This is a genomic window from Arthrobacter sp. GW822-FHT05G07, assembly GCF_058799755.1.
In genome coordinates, this window is sequence record NZ_JBXALT010000008.1 from 137,950 (window position 1) to 162,014 (window position 24,065).

The window sequence follows — 24,065 nt, forward strand, 5'->3', positions numbered from 1 at the left end:
GCTTGATTGGTGACCCAAACGCTGCTTTCCGAACTGACCACCGCTGCCGTTGGCGGCCCCGCGGGCAACTATGTTGAGGCCCGCACCGAAGCGGAGATTATCGACGCCGTCCGGTCGGCTGACGCTGCAGGCGAAAAACTCCTGATCATCGGCGGTGGGTCCAACCTGCTGATCTCCGACGACGGCTACCCCGGTACCGTCCTGAAGATCGCCTCCGAGGGGTTCACCGTGAACTCCGAAGACAGCTGCGGAGGCGTGTCAGTGGTAGTGCAGGCAGGCCACAACTGGGACGCCCTGGTAGAACACTCCGTGCTGCATGCCTGGTCCGGACTGGAAGCACTGTCCGGAATTCCGGGAGCCACCGGAGCCACCCCCGTGCAGAACGTCGGAGCGTACGGAGCAGATGTTTCACAAACCATTGCCGCTGTCCGCACATGGGACCGCGAACGCAACGCAGTGCAGACATTCACCAACTCCGAGCTCAAGTTCGGATACCGCGACTCCATCTTGAAGCAGACCACCGTCGAGGGATCGCCCCGCTACGTTGTGCTGACCGTGGAGTTCCAGTTGCCGCTGGGACGAATGAGTGCCCCCATCAGGTACGGTGAGCTGGCCCGCGTGCTGGGCGTAGAGGCCGGCAAGCGGGCGTACTCCAACGATGTGCGGCGGGAAGTCCTCCGGCTCCGCGCGTCCAAGGGCATGGTCCTGGACTCAGAAGACCGCGACACCTATTCCACGGGTTCGTTCTTCACCAACCCGATCGTGCCTGCGGAGCGTGCGTCGGTTTTGCCGGAGAACGCGCCCAAGTATCCCGCTGGTGACGACGGCCTGGTGAAATTGTCCGCTGCCTGGCTGATCGATCAGGCTGGATTCGGTAAGGGCTTCGGGCTCGAGGAATCCAGTGTCTCCGGCGGACGGGCTTCCCTGTCCACCAAGCACACCCTGGCAATCACCAACAGGGGTTCAGCTTCCGCCGCCGACATGGTGGCCATCGCGCGTGAGGTGCGTTCCGGCGTCGTCGAACGTTTTGGCATTGAACTGCACCCGGAACCATTGCTGATTGGCGTCAGCCTCTAGCGGGCTTGGCTTTCACCGCTTCGCGAGGGGTTAGCTCTCGCGACTTTGGGCGTGCGATACGGCCGAGACGTCGCCCCTCGGCGAAGGGACCCAACTCAGCGTGTGCGGCGCTCGGCGATCGGCAACACCTTGTTGAGCAGCAGGAACGTAAGCCCGCAGCTGACCGATCCCAACAAGAAGATCTGGCTGAACGCGATACTCTGCGGCGACGGCCCGCTGGGCATGAACAGGCCGGCAGTGGCGAAGCCGACCAAACCCAGGAGCAGGACGATCGCTCCGAGCAGGAAGCTGCGGACCTGTGCTGCAGCTGCCGGATAAAACCAAGGTTCGGGCGCGTCGTCGTCGCGATCGGCTACTGGCTGGGTGGCGGCAGCGGTTCCGATGAGCAGCGCGGCCGCCGCAGTTGCCACCAAGCTGACTGTCTGGATGGCTTGCATTGAAGGGGACAAGCTGACGCCCGTCCCCACAGCCACGATCAGCCCTGCGCCCAGCCCGACGAGCGTGCAGAACCAACCGGTGGTAGCCAACCACCGGCTCATCGGCCGCACAAACGGAGCAAGATCACCAAAAAGCATGAATCCATCCTAGGATCTGCTGCTGGGTGACGGCTGGGAGGCTCGGCAAGGTTCCCTGTGCTCGCTGGTCCTTTTACGATAAAGCATGCCTGCCGAGAGAACGAACCCCGCTCCGCGCGTCTTGGGCCGCTTGCGGCTCGCCAGCCAAGGCCTGTTGGGCGACGGCTTTCCTGGAGTTCCGGAGGCGGTCCGGTGGATGACAGCCATGCAGGCGCAGGATCTTGGCTCAGCCTTGTGGGCGGTTGGGCAGCGCGTTCCAGGCACGGCTGCATCGGACGTCAGGGCCGCCCTTGACGCCGGGACGGTGGTCCGCTCATGGCCCATGCGCGGGACGCTGCATTTGCTCGCGCCCGAAGATCTTCGCTGGATCCTGGGCATCACGAGTGACCGATTGATGAATTCGACGGCGGGCCGACACCGCGAACTCAACATCACGCCCGACGACATCAGGCATTGCCGGGACATAGCTTTCAAAACCGCCGAGGTCCTCAAAGCGGAGGGGGCGCCAGGAGCAAGCAGGGAGCAGCTGTTCCAGGCGTTCGAGGAAGCCGGCCAAATCACCAAGGCACAGCGGGGGATCCACCTCTTGGGCAGCCTTTGCCAGCGCGCCTGGTTGGTCCAAGGACCGATGGCGGGGTCCAACGGCAAAGTGGGTGTGCAGCAACTGTTCGTGCCGTTCGGCGAGTGGATTCCGAACTCGAGGGAACTGGGACGTGAGGAAGGCATCGCCGAGCTTCTCTTTCGCTACGTCCTGAGCCACGGCCCTGCCACCATCAAGGATTTTTCGTGGTGGAGCCAGGTGCCCCTTACAGAGGCGCGTGCCGCCCTCAAGGAGGTACAGGACCGCCTGGTTGAAATGCAGTTCGGAGGCACCGCCTATTGGCTCTCGCCGGACACGGCAGCAATGCTCGACGACGGCGTCCCCGGCTCGCGCTCGTTGCTGGCGCTCCCGGGTTTCGACGAATTCCTTCTCGGATACCAGGACAGGAGCCTCGTGCTGGCTCCGGAGCATGCGGAGTTGGTGGTGCCGGGCAAGAACGGAGTGTTCAAACGGATCATGGTGTCCGGCGGAGAAGTGGTGGGAACGTGGGCCAGGACCGTGAGCGGCAAGACCATAGGCGTCGCTCCGGAGCCGTTCGCGGGGTGGTTGGGTCCGGCCGCTGAGCGCTCGTTCCAAGCTCAGGGACGGGCCTACCTGAAGTTCATGGCAGGCTGAGTTGGAGCCTCACGAACGCGTTGGCGGCCCGCAATTACGTTGCTGGCCAGCAACGTAATTGCGGCAGCACAACGAGTTTGTCCACATATGATGCCCGGCAGCTCGTTTCACAGCCCGCCCCGGACACACGATGGGCCGATGCAACGCAAAAAACTAGATGTATTGATCGCCAGCCATTGGCCGGACGCCGTCATTGCCACCACCACGGATCTCGCATTGAGAGGGCTGAGTGACCGGGTTTTGACCCTGGGCGTACGCTCCGGAATGCTGATCAGGCTCCGGCGTGGTGCCTACATTCGGACACTGGATTGGCGAACACAGAAACCGTGGGAGCAAGACCTGCTGCGGATACAGGCACATCATTCCAATGTGGGCCGCAGAAGCGTCTACAGTCATGCAAGTGCCGCCCGGCTGCATGGGTGCTCTCCGTGGGGTGCGGGTTCCACGGTTCACGTCACCATGCCGTTTTCACCTGCCCAGGCAAGCTCTGGTGAGGACGTCACAGCCCACGGCGGCCATTTGGAGCCGTCGGAAATGGTTGAGTTACAGGCGTCGTGGCCCCGGCCCGTACATGTCACCAGTTTGGAGCGTACTGTCGTTGATTGTGCCCGGACCATGGACTTGGAAAGGGCTGTGGTTATCGCAGATCAAGCGCTCCGCCGCGGTGCGAATCAGCTGCTGCTTCAAACCTATGTGGACAGCGGCCGCATCACGCGGGGTGTTCGACGAGTGCGCCGTGTCCTTGAAGCGATGGATGCCAGATCCGAATCGGTGGGGGAGACCCGGACACGGATTCTGCTGAGCAGGCTTGGCATCCGGGACGCCGTCCTTCAACTCGAGGTGGAAACCCCGCTCGGGCGATACCGGGGAGACTTCGGCTGGGAGGACCGTCGAGTGATTCTTGAGTTTGACGGCCGCGCCAAGTATTTCGACTACGCACCTACTGACGAGGTCCTTTTCAACGAACGTCGTCGGGAAAAGGCCCTTGCGGACTCTGGCTGGGAAGTTGTCCGGATTGATTGGGAACAACTCAGCCGGCCGTGGGAAGTGGAACGGAAGCTAAAAGCGGCGTTGGAGCGGAGGCCCTATTATCGTGGAAAACCCGCTGTCCCGAGGCCAAGTAGCAACGGAACAGCGGGTTAGAGACGTGGCAGGACTAGAGCTTGCCCGTCACGATGTTGAGCATGCGGCGGAGCGGCTCGGCTGCACCCCACAGGAGCTGGTCTCCCACAGTGAAGGCGCTGATGTACTCCGGGCCCATTTCGAGCTTGCGGATACGGCCCACCGGGATGTCCAGGGTTCCGGACGCTGCCACAGGGGTCAGGTCCGCCATGGAGGCTTCCTTGGTGTTGGGAACAACCTTGGCCCATTCGTTGTCCTTGGCCAGGAGGTTCTCGATTTCCGTCACGGACAGGTCTTCGCGCAGCTTGAGCGTGAGGGCCTGGGAGTGTGAACGCATGGCGCCGATGCGGATGCACAGGCCGTCCATGGCGATGTGGTCCTTACCTGCGGTGCCGTTGCCGGTGCCGAGAATTTTGTTGGTCTCTACTCCGGCTTTCCACTCTTCCTTGGACTGGCCGTTGCCCAGGTCGGCATCGATCCACGGAATGAGGGAGCCGGCCAGGGGCACGCCAAACTGGGTGGCGTCAACGCCGGTGCGCTGGGCCGCGAGGACCTTGTGGTCGATCTCGAGAATGGCGGACGCGGGATCGTCCAGTTCGCTGCTGACCTCGTTGTTGAGGGTGCCGAACTGGTTGAGGAGTTCACGCATGTGCCGGGCCCCGCCACCTGAAGCCGCCTGGTACGTCATGGAGGTGCCCCACTCGACCAGGTTGTTCTTGAACAGGCCGCCGAGGCCCATCAGCATGCAGGAAACCGTACAGTTGCCGCCGATGAAGTCCTTCACACCACCGGACAGTCCGGCGTCGATGACATCGCGGTTGATGGGGTCCAGCACGATGATCGAGTCGTCGTTCATGCGCAGCGTGGAAGCAGCATCGATCCACAGGCCATCCCAGCCGCGGTTGCGGAGTTCGCCGTGGACCTGCTTGGTGTAGTCGCCACCTTGGGCGGTGACAATAATCGGCAGCTTGGCCAGTGTCTCAATATCGAACGCATCCTCGAGCTTGCCGGCCCCATCAGCGAAGGACGGGGCGGCACCTCCTGCGTTCGAGGTGGAGAAAAATACCGGGTTGATGTTGGCGAAGTCGTTCTCGTCCTGCATGCGCTGCATCAGGACGGAGCCGACCATGCCACGCCAACCGACCAGTCCAACGGACGGATTAGCTGCTGTAGTCATTCACCAAGTCTAAACTTTCGGAGCACACCGCCGCTGTTGGTTACGTCACGCAGGTCAAGCACGACGACGGAACTCGCCACAGCGGCCCGCAAGCCGCCCGCCCGGGCTAGTGGCCGGCGTCGGGCTCTTGGAGAAGTACGGCCTTGCGCTTGCGCAGGGCGAAGAACGCCCCAAAGGTAAATACCTGTGTGACAACGATCAGCACTATGATCCCGGCAATTTTGTTGCCACCCAGGATCATGGTGAGCCCCACGATGGCAGAGATCAGGGCGAAAAGCGGCAGCAGCATGTAGCCCAGCACGAACAGGGTTTCGGGTTTCTTCAACATGCAGGCTTTCCTAGCTTTCTGTCCGGCGCCATGTGGTGAACCGGTAGTTGGTGCCGTTCTTGGCGGTGAGCCAGCCGTCGGCGGGGGCTACGGCGTCGAAGGTCCAATCATCACCGAGCTCGGGGGCATAGGTGTCACCCTCCAGGTCTGCGTCGATGATGGTGATGACCGCCAGGTTGGCGATGCCCATGGATTGTTCAAAGATTTCGCCGCCGCCGATGATCCAGACCTTCTGGCCACCCGGTGCGAACTGCGATTCCAGCAGCGCGGCGTCAAGGGAGGAAACCACGACGGCGCCCTCCGCCTCGGGCGTGGACCCCCACTCCGCGTTGCGGGTCACCACAATGTTGGTGCGGCCCGGGAGCGGACGGTACTTTTCCGGGAACGACAACCACGTTTTGCGGCCCATGATGACCGGGTGCCCTGTGGTGAGCTGGCTGAAGTGCTTGAGATCCTCGGGCAGGTGCCACGGCATGGCGCCGTCCTTGCCGATGACACCGGACTTTGTCTGCGCCCAGACCAGCCCGATCCCGGTCATGCTGGCCGCGGTTTCCTGGGTGAAGATAACTCCGGCAAGCTGAGCCGGAACGTCTGAAGATGAAGTGCTCATACCGCGATCGGAGCCTTGATGGTGGGGTGGTGGCGGTAGTCCACAACCTCGAAGTCATCCAGCGTGTAGTCGAAGATGGAGTCCGGCTTGCGGAGGATTTTCAGCTGCGGGTATTCATACGGTTCCCGGCTGAGTTGCTCGGCAACCTGGTCCACGTGGTTGTCATAGACGTGGACGTCTCCGCCGGTCCAGACGAATTCGCCCGGCTCGAGCCCCAGCTGCTGCGCCACCATGCGGGTGAGCAGGGCGTAGGAGGCAATGTTGAAGGGGACGCCCAGAAAGGTGTCCGCGGAGCGCTGGTACAGCTGGCAGGACAATTTGCCGTCCGCAACATAGAACTGGAAGAACGCATGGCACGGCGGCAATGCCATGTCCTTGAGTTCGGAGACGTTCCATGCGGACACGATGTGCCTGCGGGAATCCGGGTTGGCTGCCAGATTGGTCATGAGCTCGGAGATCTGGTCGATGTGTCCACCGTCGGGGGTGGGCCAGCTTCGCCACTGCACGCCATAGACGGGACCGAGCTCGCCGTCGGCATCCGCCCATTCGTCCCAGATGGAGACGCCCTGGTCCTGCATCCACTTCACGTTCGAATCGCCGCGCAGGAACCACAGGAGCTCCACCGCCACGGACTTGAAGTGGACCCGCTTGGTGGTGATCAGGGGGAAGCTTTCGGCAAGATCGAACCGCAACTGGCGGCCGAAAACGCTGCGCGTTCCGGTTCCGGTGCGGTCCGACTTGTGCGTGCCGTTAGCCATGACGTCGCGCAGAAGGTCTTCATAAGGGGTGGGGATGCTCACGAGTCCAGCTTACTTGCCAGCCTGCCGCGAAGCAGATCTATGAGCGTTTCGTCACCCAAACCCGCTTCCCGCGCCATTCCTATCAATTCGTCGACGGCGGCAATCACCAGAGAGTCTCCACTTCGCTTGCATGCCGTCGGAACACCTAGACGCGCTTCGCCACCACTCAATTTTGGTGATTTTGTCCCCTAGTCGTAGCAAAAACAGCACCTAGTTTGCTCTTTTTGACACCTAGACGGCTTCTGATGGGGGAATCTGGGCTGGCGTGGCGACCACGCCGCAGGGGCTTCGGCCCGCCACACGACCGACCACTTCACTTAGGAGATTCAATGGCCATTTTTGATATGGGTGCCGAGACGCTCGGGAATCTGAGTAAGCAAACGGACGCGTCGCATCAGGACCTCGGCGCGTTGGTGCGGCGTTTCGTGGATGCCGTGACCCCGTTGGAGGGCAAGTTCAGCGGCGCTGGCAAGGCCGCGTTCGACTCCTTCAAGAACCGCTCGGATCTGGTCGCGTCTGAACTGAACACCGCCCTGGCCGCGATTGTCCAGGGCCAGTCCGGGATGAACACCGCTTTCACCCAGGGCGACCTGACAGCTTCGGATAACGCGCGCCGCGGGCCAAAGCTTCGAGGACGATTTTTCAGCGCAATGCCTCGATCACTGGCTGGATGAATGTAGGGATCGGTCATATACACGCGGCGTTGGATCTTGGACAACAGCAGAAATCCACGTTTTTCCTAACAAGGCTGGCCGCTTGGATGTCTTCGATGAGGAACATCTCGAACGAATGAGCAACGGCCGTTGGCACCCCGGCGGCAAGCCCGTCGGTGCACAGACTTGGGCACAACAGCTCCTTAAATACCCCCGGACCGTGGAAAACATTCCAGCGTGGATGTGGGATATTTTCCGGGCCGAAGGCGTCACACCGCCGGTCTACAACCCTGCCTTCAACTCCGTGGATTGGAAGAACCGGCGCCGCCCGGTGACGGAGCGCGGAACGGACCTCTCCGTCGAACCAACAATTATCGATCCGTCCAAAGAGCCAGGCTTCTGGACGAATCTCAGCAAGAAACTCTTCGGCAGCTAGGACGGCCGAGGCCATCGTCCGGGTGTTCGAACCTTGCCGACCCTGTTGCAGGACTGCCTCGGCGGCAGGGAAACCACGTGACAGCCTGCAACAGATCGGCATATCGACATCGGAGAACGAAACTCCCCGCCGCCCAGCTAGTCGTCGAAAGGCTTGACCTGCTCCACGGACACAATCTTCCGTTCGGACCCCCGCGCTACCTGGCACACGATGACCTCACCCGGCGACAGGTAGGGGTCTGCGGAAGGAAGTAGGGCACGCAGGGTTTGCGACATGTGCTGACCCAGCTGCTTCAGCGCCGTGGGCAGGGCGGGGCGATGCGTGCACACGGCGATCGGCAGCTGCTTGTCGAACAAGGCCTCAACTGCGGCAGCCGTCTTCTTGGGGGAGCGCTGATGGGTGTGCTCGGTGAGTGCTTCCACCAGTTTCACCTTGACGCCGCTGGCCTTGGCGTAGGGGGCGATAGTGGCCACACAACGGGCCCAGGGACTGGTCACTACCCGCTGCGGCTTCCACACTTCCAAAAGGCGCTGGACAGCAACTGCCTGCCGCTGGCCCGTGGCTGCCAAGGGGCGATCGCCCTCGGCTTTGGTCCATGAGGACCGCGGCTTCGCCTTCGCATGGCGGATCAGCACCAACGGCCACGTGTCCAATTCCCCGCGGACATGGGCCTTCTCGAGGTATTCCAGCGGCTCCACGTCCGACGGGTTGCTCAGGAAGCTGGCTGCCCGGTCCGGGCTGCACCACATGACGCTGTCCACTTCTTTGCCGTCGGGCCGAAGCTGCGCTCCATTGACCTTGACGGCCCAGTAGCGGACCACCTTCAGTCCGGCAGCCACATGGTAGTGAATCGCCGGAAGCGGGATGCCCAATGGGGCCTGGAGCCCGATCTCTTCCCACACCTCACGTGCGGCGCACTCCGGAACTGTCTCGCCGGCGTCGAGTTTTCCTTTGGGCCATGACCAATCGTCGTAACGGGGACGATGGATCAGGAGGACCTCAAGAGCGCCTTTGGTGACGCGCCAGGGAATGGCGCCGGCGGCTACAACGGCCACCGGCTCGCCGGGGTGGTCTGTTTGATCCGCCACGGGGGTATCGCTGTTCAATTCGGTCCTTACCGCCGGGCCGCAGCGCGCTGGCGGGAGCGGGAAGCCAGGAGCCAGGACTGCATGTCCAGCAACGGCTTGCCCTCGTCGTCCAAGTGGTGCCTGGTCCAGTGTCCGTGATTGTCCAGATGCCAGCTGGCCGTCCCGTCGTCAACATAGCGACGCATCAGGTCCATGACGGTGGCCGTGTCTTCCTTGCTGGCCAGCTGCACCAGTGCCTCCACCCGGCGGTCCAGGTTGCGATGCATCATGTCGGCGGAGCCGATGTACACCACAGGCTCGCCACCGTTGCCAAAGGCAAAGACGCGTGAGTGTTCCAGGAAGCGGCCCAGCACGGAGCGGACCGTGATGTTCTCGCTGAGGCCCGGCACTCCCGGGCGCAGCGAGCAGATGCCGCGCACTACGACGTCAACCTTCACGCCGGCCTGCGAGGCGCGGTAGAGGGCGTCGATGATGGCTTCGTCCACCATCGAGTTGACCTTGATCTGCACCAAACCGGGGACGCCGGCACGGGCGTTGCGGATTTCGGCTTCGATCCTGTCCACCAGGCCCGCACGTACCGAGCGCGGTGCTACGAGCAACCTCTTGAACGTTGACTTCGGGGCGTAGCCGGAGAGCTGGTTGAACAGCTTGGACAGGTCTTCGCCCACTTGCTCGTTGGCGGTCAGCAGGCCAAGGTCTTCGTAATACCGCGCTGTGCGCGGGTGGTAGTTGCCGGTGCCGATGTGGCAGTAGCGGCGCAGCCCGTCCACTTCCTGGCGCACCACCAACGACAACTTGCAGTGGGTTTTCAAACCAACAATGCCGTACACCACATGGACGCCTGCTTGCTCTAGCTTTCGCGCCCAGGAAATGTTGGCCTGCTCGTCAAAGCGGGCCTTGATTTCCACGAGGGCCAGAACCTGCTTGCCCGCTTCCGCAGCATCAATCAGGGCATCAACGATGGGGGAGTCACCGGATGTGCGGTACAACGTTTGCTTGATGGCCTGCACCTTGGGATCCGCTGCGGCCTGCTCCAGGAAGGCCTGAACGGAGGTGGAGAAGGAGTCGTAGGGGTGGTGGAGCAGGATGTCCCGGCGCCGCATGGCGGCAAAGACGTTGGCGGCCTTGGACGTTTCGGACTCGTTGAGGTACCGGGACGTGTGTGGCACGTGCTTGGGGTAGTGAAGGTCGGCGCGGTCAATGCCGCTGATTGCGGACAGGCCGCGGAGGTCCAACGGCGCGGGGACGGAGTACACCTCGGATTCTTCGACGCCAAGTTCCCGGATCAGCAGGGCCTTGATATTCGGGTTGATGTCCGTGGTGACTTCAAGGCGGACGGGCGGGCCAAAACGGCGCCGCAGGAGTTCCTTCTCCAGAGCCTGCAGCAGGTTCTCGGCGTCGTCCTCTTCTACTTCCAGGTCCTCGTTACGGGTGACGCGGAAGGTGTGGTGCTCCAGGACTTCCATGCCGGGGAAGAGCTTGTCCAGGTGGACAGCGATGACTTCTTCCAGGGCAATGAACCGGGCCACGCGGCCCGGGATGGCACCTGCGCGCGGTCCGTCCACGGAAATGAGCCGGGGTAGCTGATCCGGAACCTTCACACGGGCAAAGAGTTCCTTGTCGCTGATCGGGTTGCTCACGATCACGGCAAGGTTGAGGGAAAGACCCGAAATGTAGGGGAAGGGGTGCGCCGGGTCCACTGCCAGAGGCGTCAGGATGGGGAAGACCTTCTCCTGGAACATGATGCTGATCCGGTGGCGGGCATCCTCATCCAGTTCATTCCAGTGCATGATGTGGATGTGCTCGTAGGCCAGGGCGGGACGGATCTGCTCGGCGAAGACCCGTGCGTGGCGTTCCTGCAGCTTGTGGGCTTCTTCGCTGATCTGTTCCAGCACCTCGATGGGGCTCAGGCCCGCAGGGGAGGGCACGGCGAGCCCGGTGGCGATGCGGCGCTTGAGGCCAGCCACGCGAACCATGAAGAACTCGTCAAGGTTGGAGGCGAAGATGGAAAGAAAATTGACACGTTCCAGCAGGAAAAGGTCAGGATCTTCGGCGAGTTCCAGCACACGGGAGTTGAAGGCCAGCCAGCTCAGTTCGCGGTCCAGGAAACGGTCCGGGGTGATGTCGCCCTCGGGCTCCAGGCTCGGTGCGAATTCCGGAATGTCGATGCGGTCCTGGGTGGCTCGCGATGCCGGCACTTCCGATGATCCGAAGCGCGGGGGCAGTGTTGCGCCCTTCGAGGTGGATCCGGCGGTGCCGACGGGGTCCGGCTGCATGGGGTTCTCCTAAGCTCAGGACGGGGTTTCCTCCCACATTACAAGCAATTCCGGCGCTCGAATCCAAGATGTCACCTGCTTTCCGGCAACTGATCCCGTCAGGTTAATTTTTGGTTAAAGGCCCATACATCACATCGGTGTCCCAGCGAACAAAGCCAAGTTTCTGATATAGGGCTACTGCTGCCTCGTTGTCAGCGTCTACGTAGAGCATCACGGCATGCAGGCCCTGGTCCTGAAGGTGCTTGATGCCGGCAACCGTCAGGGCCTTGCCCAGGCCCAATCCTTGCGCCTCCGGGGTCACGCCAACCACATACACCTCGCCGATTGCCGGGTGCGGCCCTTGCCGGGGGTGGACCTTGGTCCAGTGGAAACCCAAAAGCTCACCCTCGGCATTCACAGCCAGCAGGAAGCCCTCGGGATCGAACCAATCTTCAGCCTTGCGCGCCTCTAGGTCCGCCCGCGTCATGGAACCCTGCTCGGGGTGATGGGAGAACGCAGCACTGTTGGCTGTCAGCCACGCCTGCTCATCCTGGCCCGGGACGAAGGCGCGGAGTGAAACGCCGTCCGGGAGTCCGGCGTCGGGCAGTGCAGAGGTTGAAGACATCAACCGCATTTTCCACAGTTCGCGCACCGGGCCGTAGCCGAAGCGCGTGGCCAGCTCGGCGGCGGCCTCGTGGTTGCCGTGCGACCATGCACTCAATCCGCCGAGGCCCCGTTTGCCTTGCAGTGCGTCCAGCAGTCGACCTGCAACGCCCTGGTTGCGGTAGCTCGGGTGGACGGCCAGTTCCAGCACTCCGCTTCCGTCGCCATTTTCGACGACGACGGCGACGCCAGCCAGGTCTTCGGCAGTGGCGGGATCGGATTCTTCGTCCGGGGCGTACAGGACGAAGGACAGAACAGAATGATCCCCCGCGTCCGCACCGCGCAGCGTGACCAACGTCTGCTCGGAGAAGGGAGGATTCCCGTCGGACTCTCCGGCAGCAGCGGCAAGGGTCTTGACGTCCCTGAGAAGTTCGGTGTCCAAGGCTCCGGCAATGATCAGTACGGGCCAGTTTTCCGGGTGCGCGTGACTCATGATGCAAGGCTATACGCCCGGCGCAAGCCCCGGGATTTGATGTCACTGGAAATGGGAGGTAGTGTCGTTATCTCGTTCGGCTTTCCGGTTTGTCCGTAAGTCAGCACAGGGGGGATCCACCAGTGGGGTGGCCTCGATACGTTCGACCCGTATGTCCTCCACCAAGAAACGAAGAAAGAGGCCAGGATCCGTGTGGATCCTGGCCTCTTCTGTGTTTGCCCTGTTGGCCGCTTAGGCCTCGGACAGCTCATCGTCCGGGAGGCGGACAAGGGTGAGCCGGTAGCCGACGTTGCGGACCGTGCTGATCAGGTTTTCGTGGTCCACGCCCAGCTTGGCGCGAAGCCGCCGGATGTGGACGTCCACTGTCCGGGTGCCTCCGTAGTAGTCGTAGCCCCAGACTTCAGTCAGCAGTTGTTGGCGGGTAAATACGCGCCCCGGGTGCTGGGCCAGATACTTCAGGAGTTCGAATTCCTTGAACGTCAGGTTCAGGGGCTGGCCGCTGACCCGGGCGGTATAGCTTGCTTCGTCAATCACGACGCCGGCTGCCCGGATTTCGGTCTGCGTCTCCTCTTCGCCCGGCACAGCACGCGCCATGGCCAGCCTGATGCGGGCCTCGACTTCCGCGGGGCCGGCGGAGTCCAACACGATGTCATCTACTGCCCACGCGGACGAGACAGCAGCCATGCCGCCTTCCGTGAGGATCAGCATGAGGGGTGCGCTCAGGCCGGTGGCCTTCAACAACTGGGTCAATGAGCGGGCGCCCACCAGATCCTTGCGGGCATCCAGGAAGACGATATCCGTGGGATCAGTTTCCAGCAGAGCAGTGGGTTCTGCCGGGAGGATATGCACGCGGTGGTTGAGCAGTTCCAAGGCAGGCAAAATGTCCACCGAAGAGCCGGGGCTGTTCGTTAGGAGCAGGATGTGCGACATAGTTCCTCCAATGGGCTTTACGCGCATCATCGGGCGTCGAAACCGGAGTCTCACCGGTCGGTCACAGCGCGCGGGCCGCCTCTGCCCGTTGTAACGGGATCAAGGCCAACACAGTGCGCCGTTGAAGTCTGAGTATACCCACCAGTGCCCTGCGACACAGGGATTCGTGACGGGCCAACGCTGGAATTACGACATATTGGGCCGGCTTAAGGCAGGATTGTCGAGAGGTCGTTAGGCGCATCGGATTGAGGTCGGGCACACAGTGAAGTCTTGGAGCATCGGGGTATTCGGACTCGTGGCGCTCGCAGCCATCGTGGCCAGCACCTTCGTTTCCCGGGAAGCCATGGTGGGCGTAGGCATCGTAGCCTCCGCGGCTGTCGGAATCGGCTGGCCGCATTTCCTTGCCGTCCCGGCTAAGAAAACGCTGGCCGCTGTCATTGGTCTTGCAGGCGCGGGATCGGCTGTCACTGCTGCCTACAGCCCGGCGCCCGGATTCCTGGACGGTACACCGGCGTTCGCTGCCCTGGGCGTGATGGCTGTGTTCGTCGTCCAGCTCATTAGGGGCACGGGACAGGCCCAACGACTGGAATCCACTCTTGGCTGCTCTGCCGGTGTGCTGCTGAACTGCCTTGGCGCGGGTTGGATCGCCAGTGCGCGGTTCAATGGCGTCAAAGAGATGGTTCTTGTGGCGGGCCTCAGTGCCGCGGCGGCCTTGTTGGTGGGAATCATTCGTTGGCCGGACCGCATCGTGGCTCCGCTCGGCGTTGTGATGGCTGGACTGATGGGTCCGCTCGCTGGTCTCGTTTTCTCGGATATCGCTGTGCTTCCCGCCGCTTTGGTGGGCGTAGTGGTGGGATCCGTCTTGGTGTGCTTCCGGCGAATGACCACGCTGCGGAGGGGCCGCCTCAACATCCCTGCCGCCATAGGAATGGGCGTAGCGCCTGTTTGGGCTGTGGGGGCCTTGGCTTACTTCATAGACAAACTACTCATCTACTAAAGGTTAGGATGGCATCATGTCTGTACTCGCATTTGAAATTTTCTTCCTCGTTCTCCTTGGCCTGGCCAGCGTCGCCATGGCTTGGTTTGCGGGTTTTGTCGTATACCGCCTTTTCAAGGGCCAGAAGTAACCTTCTGATCCTGCAGCCCACCAGAGGTAATCGTTGTGCCTATTGAGATCCCAACAGATCTGACGCCCGAACTTGTCCCTCTTTCCTGGCTCATTGGTGAGTGGGAAGGCCGCGGCCGGCTCGGCAGCGGAGACGAGGATTCCGAGCATTTCGTCCAGCGCGTGTCCTTCACCCACAACGGGCTCCCGTACCTGCAGTACCGGGCCGAGACCTGGCTCAGTGACGATGCCGGCGAAAAGTTGCGGCCGTTGACCGTTGAGACCGGGTTCTGGGCCTTGGAACGGAAGCTGGAAGAGGGCGACGGCGGACCCGGGCTGATCCCGGCGGACATCGTCCCCGTCCTCAAGACAGCCGACGAGGTCGAGGAACGCCGCAACAAGGAGGGCGGCTTCGACATTTCGGTGTCGATCGCCCACCCCGGCGGAATTACCGAGCTCTACTACGGCCAGATCAAAGGACCCCAAATCCAGCTGAGCACCGACATGGTGATGCGCGGAAGCCACTCCAAGGAGTACACCGCGGCCACCCGGATCTTTGGCTTGGTTGATGGCAACCTCCTGTGGCGCTGGGACGTCGCTGCCAGCGGCAAGGCTCTCGAAGCGCACGCCTCGGCATTCCTCCACAAGGTTTCCTGACCCGAGGCCTCACTGTTCGTTCCACAGCAACCAGCAAAAGGAGCAGAAAGTGACCAACCTCAAACCGGAGGGCTACAGCGGGCTTAAGGCTGTCTTTTTCAATGGCACTCTGAAGCCATCGCCGCAGCTCAGCAACACCGATGGCCTGATCAAAATCAGCCGGGACATCATGGAGAAGCAGGGCGTCACCACGCGCCTCATCCGGACGGTGGACCACGACATCGCCAGTGGTGTCTATCCCGACATGCGCCAGCACGGCTGGAAGACGGATGAATGGCCGGAGATCTATCCCGATGTCCGCGACGCCGACATCGTGGTGATCGCAGGCCCCATCTGGTTGGGCGACAACTCGTCCATGACCAAGAAACTCATCGAACGGCTGTACGCCCATTCGGGCGAACTGAACAGCAAAGGCCAGTGGGCGTTCTACCCCAAGGTGGGTGGCTGCCTCATCACGGGCAATGAGGACGGCATCAAGCACTGCTCCATGAACGTGCTCTACAGCCTTCAACACATCGGCTTCACCATTCCACCCCAGGCGGACGCCGGGTGGATCGGTCCGGTCGGCCCCGGACCCAGCTATCTTGATGAAGGTTCGGGTGGGCCGGAGAGTGATTTTACTAACAGGAACACCACGTTCATGACGTGGAACCTGCTCCACATGGCCAGGCTCCTGCGGGATGCCGGGGGAATTCCTGCCTACGGCAACCTCCCGGAGGAATGGAAAGCGGGCACCCGATTCGATTTCGAAAACCCGGAATACCGCTAACCACGGAATACCGCTGAGCCGCAAGGACTTCTACTACATATGACTTACAAGAGCCCCCTGTTGTCGCGCCCCGGTGCCGTTGAAGATACCGGCCTGGATGCCGGCGTCGCGGCCCACTACGGCGAACCGCTGCGCGAGCAGCGTGCCCTGGCAACCGGTACCGCCGCCGTCGATCTTTCGCACCGTGGCGTGGTGACCGTGACTGGCCCGGACCGGCTCAGTTGGCTCAACACGCTCTCGTCCCAACAGCTCACCAACCTTCAGCCCGGTGTTGCCAGCGAACTGCTGCTGCTCAGCGTTCAGGGCCGCATCGAGTTCGACGCCCGCGTTATTGACGACGGCGGCACCACCTGGCTGATCGTGGAGACCGCCGAGGCGGAGCCGCTGGCCGAGTGGCTGAACAGGATGAAGTTCATGCTCCGCGTCGAGATCCAAGACGTCTCTGAGCAGTGGGCCGTGGTGGGTGCCACCAAGCCGTTGGCGCAACTGGCCGGCCGCTTGGTGTGGGAGGATCCATGGCCACACGTCAGCCCCGGAGGGTATGCGTACAGCATCGTCCCCGAGGAATCGCATCCCGGCCTCGAACGCCCCTGGTACGAGTACCTTGTTCCTTCCACCGAGTTGGAACAATCCGTGGAAGGCCTCGCCTTGGCAGGTGCCATGGCAGCAGATGCTTTGCGGATTGCTGCCTGGCGGCCCCGCCTCGGTGCAGAGACTGACGAGAAGACGATTCCGCACGAACTGGACCTTTTGAGGACCTCGGTACACCTGAACAAGGGCTGCTATAAGGGCCAGGAAACCATTGCCCGTGTCCACAACCTCGGCCACCCGCCGCGGCGCCTCGTTTTCCTGCAGCTTGATGGATCACAGCACACACTGCCGGCCGTTGGCAGCGTTGTATTTGTCGGGGAGCGCAAGGTGGGTACTCTGACATCGGTGGCGCAGCACTTTGAAATGGGACCCGTTGCTTTGGCCGTGATCAAGCGGTCCGTTTCGGCGGAGGAAACCCTGACGGTGATGGACGGCGAGGAGCCTTACATCGCGGCCCAGGAAGTGATCGTCGCCCCCGACGCCGGCCAGGTTGTCGGGCGCCAGACCGGATTCCTGAAGGGACCCCACCGATGAGCCAAGCTACAGGCCCCGACGACGAAACGTTGGCCCTGGCCCACGCCTTGTTTGATGCTGCCCGCGAAGGTGACACAGAGTTGCTGCGAGGCTACTTGAACGCCGGCGCCCCTGCCACAATGACCAATGCCGCTGGCGACTCGCTGCTGATGCTGGCGGCCTATCACGGGCACGAGGAAGCCGCGCAGCTGATCCTCCATCACGGTGCTGACGTGAACGCCGCGAATGATCGCGGACAGACCCCACTCGCCGGGGCGGTCTTCAAGGGATACACCAGCGTGGCCCGGGTCCTGCTGGATGCTGGAGCGGATCCCGACGCCGGAACCCCCACCGCGCGCGAGGCTGCCGCTATGTTTGCCAGGTCAGAGATCCAAGAACTCCTGGGCTAAGCAACCAACGCGAGGAGTGCCCGGTCGCACAGCGGCCGGGCTTTCTTGCGTCTAGATATTCCACGTGGAATAGTTGTTGTGGAATATTTGATCGGAAGGGGCTGGGTGTTGTGCCTAAGGTCGCTGAATTGACTCCGCTTGGAGTCGCCTCACTGGCTCTCCTCGCAGAAGAACCCATGCATCCGTATGAGATGTACCAATTGTTGATGGCCCGTCATGAAGACCGCCTCGTCAAGGTCCGCCCCGGCACGCTCTACCATTCCGTGGGCCGACTCGAGGAAAACGGGCTTGTCGAGGCCACAGGAACGGAACGTGAAGGCAACCGTCCCGAGCGAACCACGTACCGGATCACCCCCGCCGGACACGAGGCCCTCGGCGCACGTCTCCAGGCCATGCTCTCCACTCCCGTCAACGAATACCCCGTCTTTCCGCACGCAATAGCTGAGGCTCACCACCTTCCAGCTGCAGTGGTCATGGAACTGCTGGAGGAGCGGCTGGTGGCCCTCGGCGCCGATCTCGACTTCCTGGTCCATGCGGAGGCAACCGTGACGGCCAAGGGGCTGGACCGCAAGTACTGGATCGACATCACGTACCAACAGGCAATGCGCCGAACGGAGATCGCGTGGATCCGCGATCTCCTCGAGGAGTTGGGCAATGGGCGCCTGCCCTGGGATGAACCCCTGCCAACTCCAACCGAACTTTCACACAAGCCGAAGGAATCCCTTGGAAAACGTAGCTAAGCCATGGCCCGCGCTGTGGTCACTCGTGGTGGGCTTCTTCATGATCCTCATCGACACCACCATCGTGTCGGTCGCGAACCCGCGGATCATGGAAGGGCTCAACACGGACATCAACGCCGTCATTTGGGTCACCAGCGCTTACTTGCTGGCCTACGCCGTGCCCCTGCTGATCACGGGCAGGCTGGGTGACCGCTTTGGCCCCAAGAACCTGTACCTGATCGGTCTGGTCGTCTTTACGCTCGCTTCGCTGTGGTGCGGACTCTCCGGCGACGTCACCATGTTGATCGCTGCCCGCGCCGTTCAAGGCCTGGGTGCCGCCATGATGACTCCCCAAACAATGGCCGTCATCACGCGCATTTTCCCGCCGGACCGCCGTGGTGCAGCCATGGGGCTGTGGGGCGCCACAGCTGGCATGGCCGTGCTGATTGGACCGATCCTCGGCGGCTTGCTGGTGGACAGCCTTGGCTGGGAGTGGATCTTCTTCGTCAACGTCCCCATCGGGATCGTGGCCTTCATCCTGGTGACGCGTTTCGTACCGAAACTGACCACGCACAGCCACACGTTCGACGTCGTGGGCGTGGTGCTTTCCGCCGTCGGCATGTTCCTGCTGGTCTTTGGCATCCAAGAGGGCCAGACGTACAAGTGGGGGACCGTCACGGGGGTCGTTTCCGTGTGGGGTTTGATCATCACGGGGCTCGTGGTCCTGGTGCTGTTCGTCGTCTGGCAGTGGCTTCTTGAACGCCGTGGCGGGGAGCCCTTGCTTCCGCTTGGCCTGTTCAAGGACCGTAATTTCTCCCTGGGCAACACCACCATCATGGCCGTTGGGTTCACGGTGACCGCCTTCCCGCTGCCCACTATTTTCTACTACCAGACGGTGCGGGGCCTGACGCCTACACAGTCCGCTTTGCTGATGATCCCCATGGCCGTTATTTCGGGTGCGCTTGCCCCGTTCGTGGGTAAGCTCATTGACCGCGCCAACCCGCGTTGGTTCGCATCCTTCGGCCTCGTCTGCCTGGCCGGGGCATTGTTCTGGACGGCATCGCTCCTGGGGCCGGACACTCCCATCTGGATGTTCCTGCTGCCCAGCGCCCTGCAGGGTGTTGCCAACGCTTTCATCTGGGGGCCGGTGTCCAATGCGACCACCCGCAACCTGGAACCACGCCAGGCAGGGGCCGGTTCCGGCGTTTTCAACACCACACGCCAGATCGGTGCTGTGTTGGGCTCGGCGGCCATCGCTGCCCTCATTCAGTCGCGACTCGCGGCAGAGCTGCCTGCGGCTCCCGCCGGTGCTCCCCTAGGCGAAGCCTCCATGAACGGCGTACTTCCGGAGGCGCTCCATGCAGGGTTCTCGACGGCGATGAGCCAGTCCATCTTGTTGCCCGCCTGTGCGATTCTGCTGGGTGCCGTGGTGGCGTTGTTCTTTGGCAAGCCCAAGTCGGTGCAGGGTTGGGGCGGGAAAGTCACTGGAGAACCGGCCGTGCCGGAAACTGTCCGGAAGTAGCGTTTGTTCGGTGTCGGGACCAGCCCATTTTTGGGCTGGTCCTGCCAGAATTTAGAGAAGGACGAGCCCTCTACCGGACCAAAGCTGGGCCGGTTCGGTTCTTAGTCAGCCCAGGAGTACGCTCGCGTGGAGCCCGCCCGTGGCAAAGCCCAGGCTGCGGGCCATCGCGAGCGCCCCGGTGTTGCTGACGTCGGCCTTCCACTGGAGGGTCAGCCCGGATGCCAGGGCCTCGTGCGCGGCGATGGACGCGGCCAGCGTGCCCAGGCCCCGCCGTCGCCACGGAGGGGCAACCAGGACGCCCATGTTGGCCAGGATGCCTTCCCATTCGGAATAGGCGCCGCAGGCCACGGGCGTGGGCTGTTCCTCTTCGGGGTGCATGATGGTGAATCGATGTTCGAGCCCTTGGAGGCCAACTTCATTGACGTCATCCGGAGGGCACAAGCCTTCCAGCGTGATCGCTTCGGGGTTGCCTGGCGAAACCGTGAGTTCTTCGGAGGGCTGCTGGAGCGGCAGATCGTCTGCGAAGAATAAGGCGGAGGATCCAAGCCCGTGTCCGCCGTGGGACCGCGTGATGGTCAACAGCGTCACATGCTGGGCGAGCTCCGTATCGGGGATGGACGCCGCAGCTTCCAAGGCCCACTGTGGCCCCACGAGCGCAGAGACGCCGAAGAGACGCAGGAAAACCAAGGCCCGCGCAGAATCATCCACACGGGTAATGCGGTTGCCCAGCTCGCCCGGGTCCGCCGCGGAAGTGGTGAGCCTGGCGGCAGCGGTGGCGAAAGCGTCGTCGTCGAGCCCCAAACGTCGAGCCCACGCCAGCTGGATAATGGCAGCAGACGTGGGCTCTAGAGTCATGGATTCAGCCTAGCCGACTAGCCGAAGAGCACAGACGCTTCGTCGTAGCGGTGTTGCGGCACTGTCTTGAGCTTGCCGAGCGCTTCCTCGAAGCCCACGTGGGAGATGTCCGTACCCTTCAGTGCCACCATGGTGCCCCAGCGGCCTTCCACTACGGAATCGATGGCAGCCATGCCCAGGCGCGTCGCCAAAACGCGATCGTAGGCGGTGGGGACGCCACCACGTTGGATATGGCCGAGGATCGTGGCCCGTGTTTCGATGCCCGTGCGCGCCTCAATCTCGGGTGCCAGCTGATCGGCGATGCCGCCAAGGCGGGGACGGCCGAAGGTATCCAGGCCGCGCTCGGAGTGCGGGGACTCCATGTGGTCCGGAACAAAGCCTTCAGCAACCACCACAAGCGGCGCACGGCCACGGTCGTGGGCTTCCTGGACCCATTCGGTGATCTGCTCGATGCTTGCCTTCTGTTCCGGGATGAGGATGGCGTGGGCGCCCGCTGCCATGCCGGCGTGCAAGGCGATCCAGCCGACGTGGCGGCCCATGACTTCGGCGATCATGCAGCGGTGATGGGATTCGCCGGTGGTGCGGAGCCGGTCGATGGCCTCAGTTGCGATCTGCACGGCGGTATCGAAACCGAAGGTGTAGTCGGTGGCGTCGAGGTCGTTGTCCACGGTCTTGGGGACACCAACAATCTTCAGGCCCGCGTCGGTGAGGCGCTTGGCTGCTGCCAGCGTTCCCTCGCCTCCAATTGCAATGATGGCGTCAATGCCCAGGCGTTCCATGTGTGCCTTGATGACGTCCGGGCCACCGCCGTTTTCGAAGGGGTTGGTGCGGGAGGTGCCCAGAATGGTGCCACCCTGCTTGGCAATACCGCGGACCATGGTGCGGGGGATGTCGATGACATCACCTTCAACCACACCACGCCAGCCGTCGCGGAAGCCCACAAACTCCTGGCCGTGGATGGCAATACCCTTGAGGACTGATCCCCGGATCACTGCGTTGAGGCCGGGGCAGTCGCCACCGCTGGTAAGAATGCCAATTTTCATGTTTGCTCACTCATGGCTTGGAGGAATACGTGCAGAGCGCCACGCTGAGCTCCCAATGATTGTAGACGCGCATGTGGGGTGGGACACAAACGGTTACTTTTGCCCACGACCGTGCGGTATTGGAAACCTGGCTGAAAACAACCAAACGCCCCGCCGGCCGGCGGGGCGTTTCGGCTCGCTGTCTCCAGTAATTACCGGGAACGTTGGCTGATGAAGGACTCGAGAGCGATCTTGTTGTTCTGGTCCGGCAGGATGAGCCAGCCGAGGATGTAGGCCACGAATGCGGGGCCAGGCAGCAGGCAGAAGAGCAGGAAAGCGACTCGGACGTACGCCACGTCTACCTTGAGCTTTGCTGCGATTCCTCCGCAGACGCCGCCGATCCAGCGTTGCGGACCACGCTTCAGGCCGAAGCCCCTGACGATGCTGAAGAACTTGTCCATGGCTACACCCTTCCCTGTTGCGGTTGCTTTGTCACGTTGTTGCTTCCACTCACTTCGCCGGGCTCTTTGGTGTGCCGGAACCCTTGCGGGCCGAGAGGAGTCCACCGACCACCAGGGCTGCGCCCGCGCCGATCATCAGGCCGATCAGTACATAGGTACTGTTCAGCGTGACCCAGCCGAGTGTCGAGATAACAATCAGGGCTGCGAGGGCGATCACAATCAACCCCCACACCACTGTGCTGATTCGCGCCTGCCGGGGTTCGTCGTCGTCCGTGTGTTCCACCTTGAAGCTGGGTTCCAGCGGTGGCGTGAGCGGGATCTGCTGGAGTCCCGGCTTCGGCAGGGCCTCAGTGGGACGGGTTTCCCGGGGCAGGGCCTCAGTGGGGCGCGTTTGCTTGGAGACCGGCTCGGTTGGCTGCGCTTCGCGGGCCTTGCCTGGCTCATTGGTGTTCATGTCAGTTTCCTTCCTGGATGGTCACGTTGCTGAACGTGCCGTCAATTTCCACCACGAGGTTGGCTCCGGGCTTTTCGGTGTTGTACAGCGTCCTGTCATCCTGGAGCCGGCCGCCACGATCCGTGCCGCGCTCGTTCAGGTTGCCGAACGTCATGTCCGCCCTGACTTCCACGGGGACGTCGTCGGGAATGACCACCGTGACGTTGCTGGCGGTGGCGTCAACCGGAATCAGGACTTCGGACACCAGGGGCGGGGTCATGGTGATGTCGCTCAAGTCCACCAAGCCCTTTGCGCCGGTGATATCGATGCCTTCCTGTGCCTGCGCCACGCTGGTGGGGGCCCAGTTCACATCACGGAAGGTGAAGCGGTCGCCGTTCCTGGGGACCACGTTGAAGATTCCACCAATGATCAGGGCAACCACAGCCAGGAAGCCAAGGAACCCAGACGTCCGCCCACGAAGCCCCGCGACGAGGATGCCCAAACCCAGGACGGCGGCACCTGTGGCCCACACGACAGCGTTGCCAGAGTTGCCCAGCTCAATGACATTACCGGCATCGAGGGCTTTCAAGGTGCCCCCGGCAAGGAGCGCTGCACCGGCTGAGACTGACACGATCGCAGCTCCCGGGCCTTTGCGCGTCGGGGCAGCGGGCTTGGGCTGCCAGCCGCCTGGGGGAGTGGGACCGTACGGCGGACGCGGGCCGGAGGGTGGGGTGGGGCCGGTGCCGGAACCGTACCCGCCGGTGGGGGCGTACGAGCCGCCGGCTGACGGTGCTGCCCCGTAATGTGGCTTGGTGCCTTGCTGGCCTGCGCCGTAGACAGGTACACCGGTGTTGGACGTTGCCGTGCTCCCGTAGGTGGCAGGGGCCCCATAGGACGTGGGCGTCCCGTAAGCTGCTGTGCCGCCGGGCGCGGAGTAGTTTTGCGGGCCCACAGGCGCAGTTCCCTTCGAAGCTTTGTTGCGTTGGACCAGGAAGTAGATGAGGTAGAAGACGCCGCCCATCCAGAACAGTGTCCAGAACAGGCCGGGGAGTCCGTCCCAGCCCCAGCCCCAGAAACCGCGGCCCAGGCTCGGCAATCCGATGATGGTGGTGATCAACGCACCCGTCATGCCCCCGGACCAGCGGCCCGCGGCGGCTTCCTGCACATGGATACGGCCGTCAGGCTCGGGCAGGAGCGCCCAGGCCACGCCGTACAGCAGCACGCCAACACCTGCAAAGAGTGCCAGGACAATGAAGATGCCCCGCACAATCAGGGGGTCGATGCCGAACCGGTGGGCCACACCGCTTGCGACGCCGCCGATCCAACGGTCCGGCCCCCGGCGCACGCCCTGGTTGCGGATCCAGTCGAAGAAGTTCTGCTGGGACGCTTGGGGAGCACTGCCGGCTGGCGGGTAGCTGCCGCTGGTACCTGTTCCCGACGGGGCGCCGGATTCTCCAGGTGTCCCCGAAGGCGCCCCGGACGTGGCACCCGAGGCGCCGGTGGAAGCGCCGGTGTTGGCGCTGGAGCCGGATGCGCCGGCGGTGCCAGGCGTTCCGGGTTCCTCTGGGTTCATGCTGTTCGCGTTCATACTTCGATCCTGCCGCCCGGACCACCCTGCCCTCTACTGGGGGATACCCTGAGTGAT

26 protein-coding genes are annotated in these 24,065 nt (G+C 62.7%); 12 read left to right on the top strand and 14 right to left on the bottom strand.

The annotated features are described in order from the left end of the window. Window positions 1-9: 9 nt before the first annotated feature. Window positions 10-1,077 carry a UDP-N-acetylmuramate dehydrogenase gene (locus AC1RJY_RS15100; RefSeq protein WP_011775641.1) on the top strand — a complete coding sequence of 356 codons (1,068 nt, stop codon included), beginning with the start codon at window positions 10-12 and terminating at the stop codon, window positions 1,075-1,077. A gap of 95 nt (window positions 1,078-1,172) precedes the next feature. On the opposite strand, the gene AC1RJY_RS15105 is transcribed toward AC1RJY_RS15100, so the two are convergent. Beyond that, complete coding sequence (locus AC1RJY_RS15105) at window positions 1,173-1,652, bottom strand: hypothetical protein (protein WP_014922413.1); 480 nt, start codon at window positions 1,650-1,652, stop codon at window positions 1,173-1,175. An 85-nt stretch (window positions 1,653-1,737) separates the two neighbouring features. Between AC1RJY_RS15105 and AC1RJY_RS15110 the strand changes: the two genes are divergently transcribed. After that, complete coding sequence (locus AC1RJY_RS15110; protein WP_498602646.1) at window positions 1,738-2,868, top strand: winged helix DNA-binding domain-containing protein; 1,131 nt, start codon at window positions 1,738-1,740, stop codon at window positions 2,866-2,868. A gap of 633 nt (window positions 2,869-3,501) precedes the next feature. Next, on the top strand, window positions 3,502-4,011 hold the full coding sequence (locus tag AC1RJY_RS15115; RefSeq protein WP_498602647.1) for a DUF559 domain-containing protein: 510 nt from the start codon (window positions 3,502-3,504) through the stop codon (window positions 4,009-4,011). Window positions 4,012-4,024: 13 nt separating this feature from the next. On the opposite strand, the gene asd is transcribed toward AC1RJY_RS15115, so the two are convergent. The 4 genes from asd to AC1RJY_RS15135 all read right to left on the bottom strand — a co-directional run bounded on the left by asd (window position 4,025) and on the right by AC1RJY_RS15135 (window position 6,905). Continuing rightward, window positions 4,025-5,167, bottom strand: coding sequence for an aspartate-semialdehyde dehydrogenase (gene asd / locus AC1RJY_RS15120; protein WP_011775637.1), 1,143 nt, complete (start codon window positions 5,165-5,167; stop codon window positions 4,025-4,027). A 106-nt stretch (window positions 5,168-5,273) separates the two neighbouring features. Next, complete coding sequence (locus AC1RJY_RS15125; protein ID WP_011775636.1) at window positions 5,274-5,495, bottom strand: NF038396 family protein; 222 nt, start codon at window positions 5,493-5,495, stop codon at window positions 5,274-5,276. A 10-nt stretch (window positions 5,496-5,505) separates the two neighbouring features. Further along, a complete protein-coding gene (locus tag AC1RJY_RS15130; RefSeq protein ID WP_498602648.1) occupies window positions 5,506-6,105 on the bottom strand; it encodes a dihydrofolate reductase in 600 nt (199 codons plus the stop codon). After that, window positions 6,102-6,905, bottom strand: a complete 804-nt coding sequence (locus AC1RJY_RS15135; protein WP_011775634.1) for a thymidylate synthase — start codon at window positions 6,903-6,905, stop codon at window positions 6,102-6,104. Before AC1RJY_RS15135 ends, AC1RJY_RS15130 begins: the two co-directional genes overlap by 4 nt. A gap of 329 nt (window positions 6,906-7,234) precedes the next feature. Here AC1RJY_RS15135 and AC1RJY_RS15140 point away from each other — a divergent pair, with 329 nt between their 5' ends. Further along, window positions 7,235-7,579, top strand: a complete 345-nt coding sequence (locus AC1RJY_RS15140; RefSeq protein ID WP_498602649.1) for a WXG100 family type VII secretion target — start codon at window positions 7,235-7,237, stop codon at window positions 7,577-7,579. 82 nt (window positions 7,580-7,661) lie between these two features. Next, window positions 7,662-7,994 carry a hypothetical protein gene (locus AC1RJY_RS15145; protein WP_498602650.1) on the top strand — a complete coding sequence of 111 codons (333 nt, stop codon included), beginning with the start codon at window positions 7,662-7,664 and terminating at the stop codon, window positions 7,992-7,994. Between the two features lie 137 nt (window positions 7,995-8,131). Here the strand turns inward: AC1RJY_RS15145 and AC1RJY_RS15150 are convergent, their stop codons facing one another. The 4 genes from AC1RJY_RS15150 to AC1RJY_RS15165 form a co-directional block, all read right to left on the bottom strand. Next, window positions 8,132-9,100, bottom strand: coding sequence for an NUDIX hydrolase (locus AC1RJY_RS15150; protein WP_011775631.1), 969 nt, complete (start codon window positions 9,098-9,100; stop codon window positions 8,132-8,134). An 8-nt stretch (window positions 9,101-9,108) separates the two neighbouring features. Continuing rightward, window positions 9,109-11,358, bottom strand: a complete 2,250-nt coding sequence (locus AC1RJY_RS15155; RefSeq protein WP_011775630.1) for an RNA degradosome polyphosphate kinase — start codon at window positions 11,356-11,358, stop codon at window positions 9,109-9,111. A 103-nt stretch (window positions 11,359-11,461) separates the two neighbouring features. Continuing rightward, window positions 11,462-12,433, bottom strand: a complete 972-nt coding sequence (gene mshD, locus AC1RJY_RS15160) for a mycothiol synthase (protein WP_498602651.1) — start codon at window positions 12,431-12,433, stop codon at window positions 11,462-11,464. Between the two features lie 231 nt (window positions 12,434-12,664). Next, window positions 12,665-13,363, bottom strand: coding sequence for a winged helix-turn-helix transcriptional regulator (locus AC1RJY_RS15165; RefSeq protein ID WP_011775628.1), 699 nt, complete (start codon window positions 13,361-13,363; stop codon window positions 12,665-12,667). 262 nt (window positions 13,364-13,625) lie between these two features. Here AC1RJY_RS15165 and AC1RJY_RS15170 point away from each other — a divergent pair, with 262 nt between their 5' ends. The 7 genes from AC1RJY_RS15170 to AC1RJY_RS15200 all read left to right on the top strand — a co-directional run bounded on the left by AC1RJY_RS15170 (window position 13,626) and on the right by AC1RJY_RS15200 (window position 19,649). Continuing rightward, the gene (locus tag AC1RJY_RS15170; protein ID WP_011775627.1) at window positions 13,626-14,360 is read left to right on the top strand and encodes a hypothetical protein; all 735 of its coding nucleotides are present in this window, start codon (window positions 13,626-13,628) and stop codon (window positions 14,358-14,360) included. Between the two features lie 165 nt (window positions 14,361-14,525). Beyond that, window positions 14,526-15,125 carry a nitrobindin family protein gene (locus AC1RJY_RS15175; protein WP_011775625.1) on the top strand — a complete coding sequence of 200 codons (600 nt, stop codon included), beginning with the start codon at window positions 14,526-14,528 and terminating at the stop codon, window positions 15,123-15,125. 49 nt (window positions 15,126-15,174) lie between these two features. Beyond that, the gene (locus AC1RJY_RS15180; protein WP_210063531.1) at window positions 15,175-15,894 is read left to right on the top strand and encodes a flavodoxin family protein; all 720 of its coding nucleotides are present in this window, start codon (window positions 15,175-15,177) and stop codon (window positions 15,892-15,894) included. A 39-nt stretch (window positions 15,895-15,933) separates the two neighbouring features. Continuing rightward, window positions 15,934-17,019, top strand: coding sequence for a CAF17-like 4Fe-4S cluster assembly/insertion protein YgfZ (ygfZ, locus tag AC1RJY_RS15185; protein WP_014922402.1), 1,086 nt, complete (start codon window positions 15,934-15,936; stop codon window positions 17,017-17,019). Further along, complete coding sequence (locus AC1RJY_RS15190; protein WP_011775622.1) at window positions 17,016-17,408, top strand: ankyrin repeat domain-containing protein; 393 nt, start codon at window positions 17,016-17,018, stop codon at window positions 17,406-17,408. Before ygfZ ends, AC1RJY_RS15190 begins: the two co-directional genes overlap by 4 nt. Before the next feature lie 110 nt (window positions 17,409-17,518). Next, window positions 17,519-18,148, top strand: a complete 630-nt coding sequence (locus AC1RJY_RS15195; protein ID WP_014922400.1) for a PadR family transcriptional regulator — start codon at window positions 17,519-17,521, stop codon at window positions 18,146-18,148. Beyond that, on the top strand, window positions 18,132-19,649 hold the full coding sequence (locus AC1RJY_RS15200) for a DHA2 family efflux MFS transporter permease subunit (RefSeq protein WP_498602652.1): 1,518 nt from the start codon (window positions 18,132-18,134) through the stop codon (window positions 19,647-19,649). The genes AC1RJY_RS15195 and AC1RJY_RS15200 overlap by 17 nt, the downstream gene beginning before the upstream one ends. A 105-nt stretch (window positions 19,650-19,754) precedes the next feature. Here the strand turns inward: AC1RJY_RS15200 and AC1RJY_RS15205 are convergent, their stop codons facing one another. From AC1RJY_RS15205 to AC1RJY_RS15225, 5 genes are all read right to left on the bottom strand, one after another. Beyond that, a complete protein-coding gene (locus tag AC1RJY_RS15205) occupies window positions 19,755-20,504 on the bottom strand; it encodes a GNAT family N-acetyltransferase (RefSeq protein WP_011775620.1) in 750 nt (249 codons plus the stop codon). A gap of 17 nt (window positions 20,505-20,521) precedes the next feature. Next, window positions 20,522-21,547 carry an ATP-dependent 6-phosphofructokinase gene (locus AC1RJY_RS15210; RefSeq protein ID WP_014922397.1) on the bottom strand — a complete coding sequence of 342 codons (1,026 nt, stop codon included), beginning with the start codon at window positions 21,545-21,547 and terminating at the stop codon, window positions 20,522-20,524. 191 nt (window positions 21,548-21,738) lie between these two features. Beyond that, window positions 21,739-21,987 carry a PspC domain-containing protein gene (locus tag AC1RJY_RS15215; protein WP_011775618.1) on the bottom strand — a complete coding sequence of 83 codons (249 nt, stop codon included), beginning with the start codon at window positions 21,985-21,987 and terminating at the stop codon, window positions 21,739-21,741. 49 nt (window positions 21,988-22,036) lie between these two features. Next, entirely contained in the window at window positions 22,037-22,441 is a 405-nt protein-coding gene (locus AC1RJY_RS15220; RefSeq protein WP_498602653.1) for a hypothetical protein, read from the bottom strand. A gap of 1 nt (window position 22,442) precedes the next feature. Then, window positions 22,443-24,008 (bottom strand): PspC domain-containing protein, encoded by a 1,566-nt coding sequence (locus AC1RJY_RS15225; protein WP_187329894.1) that lies wholly within the window; start codon window positions 24,006-24,008, stop codon window positions 22,443-22,445. Window positions 24,009-24,065 lie beyond the last annotated feature (57 nt).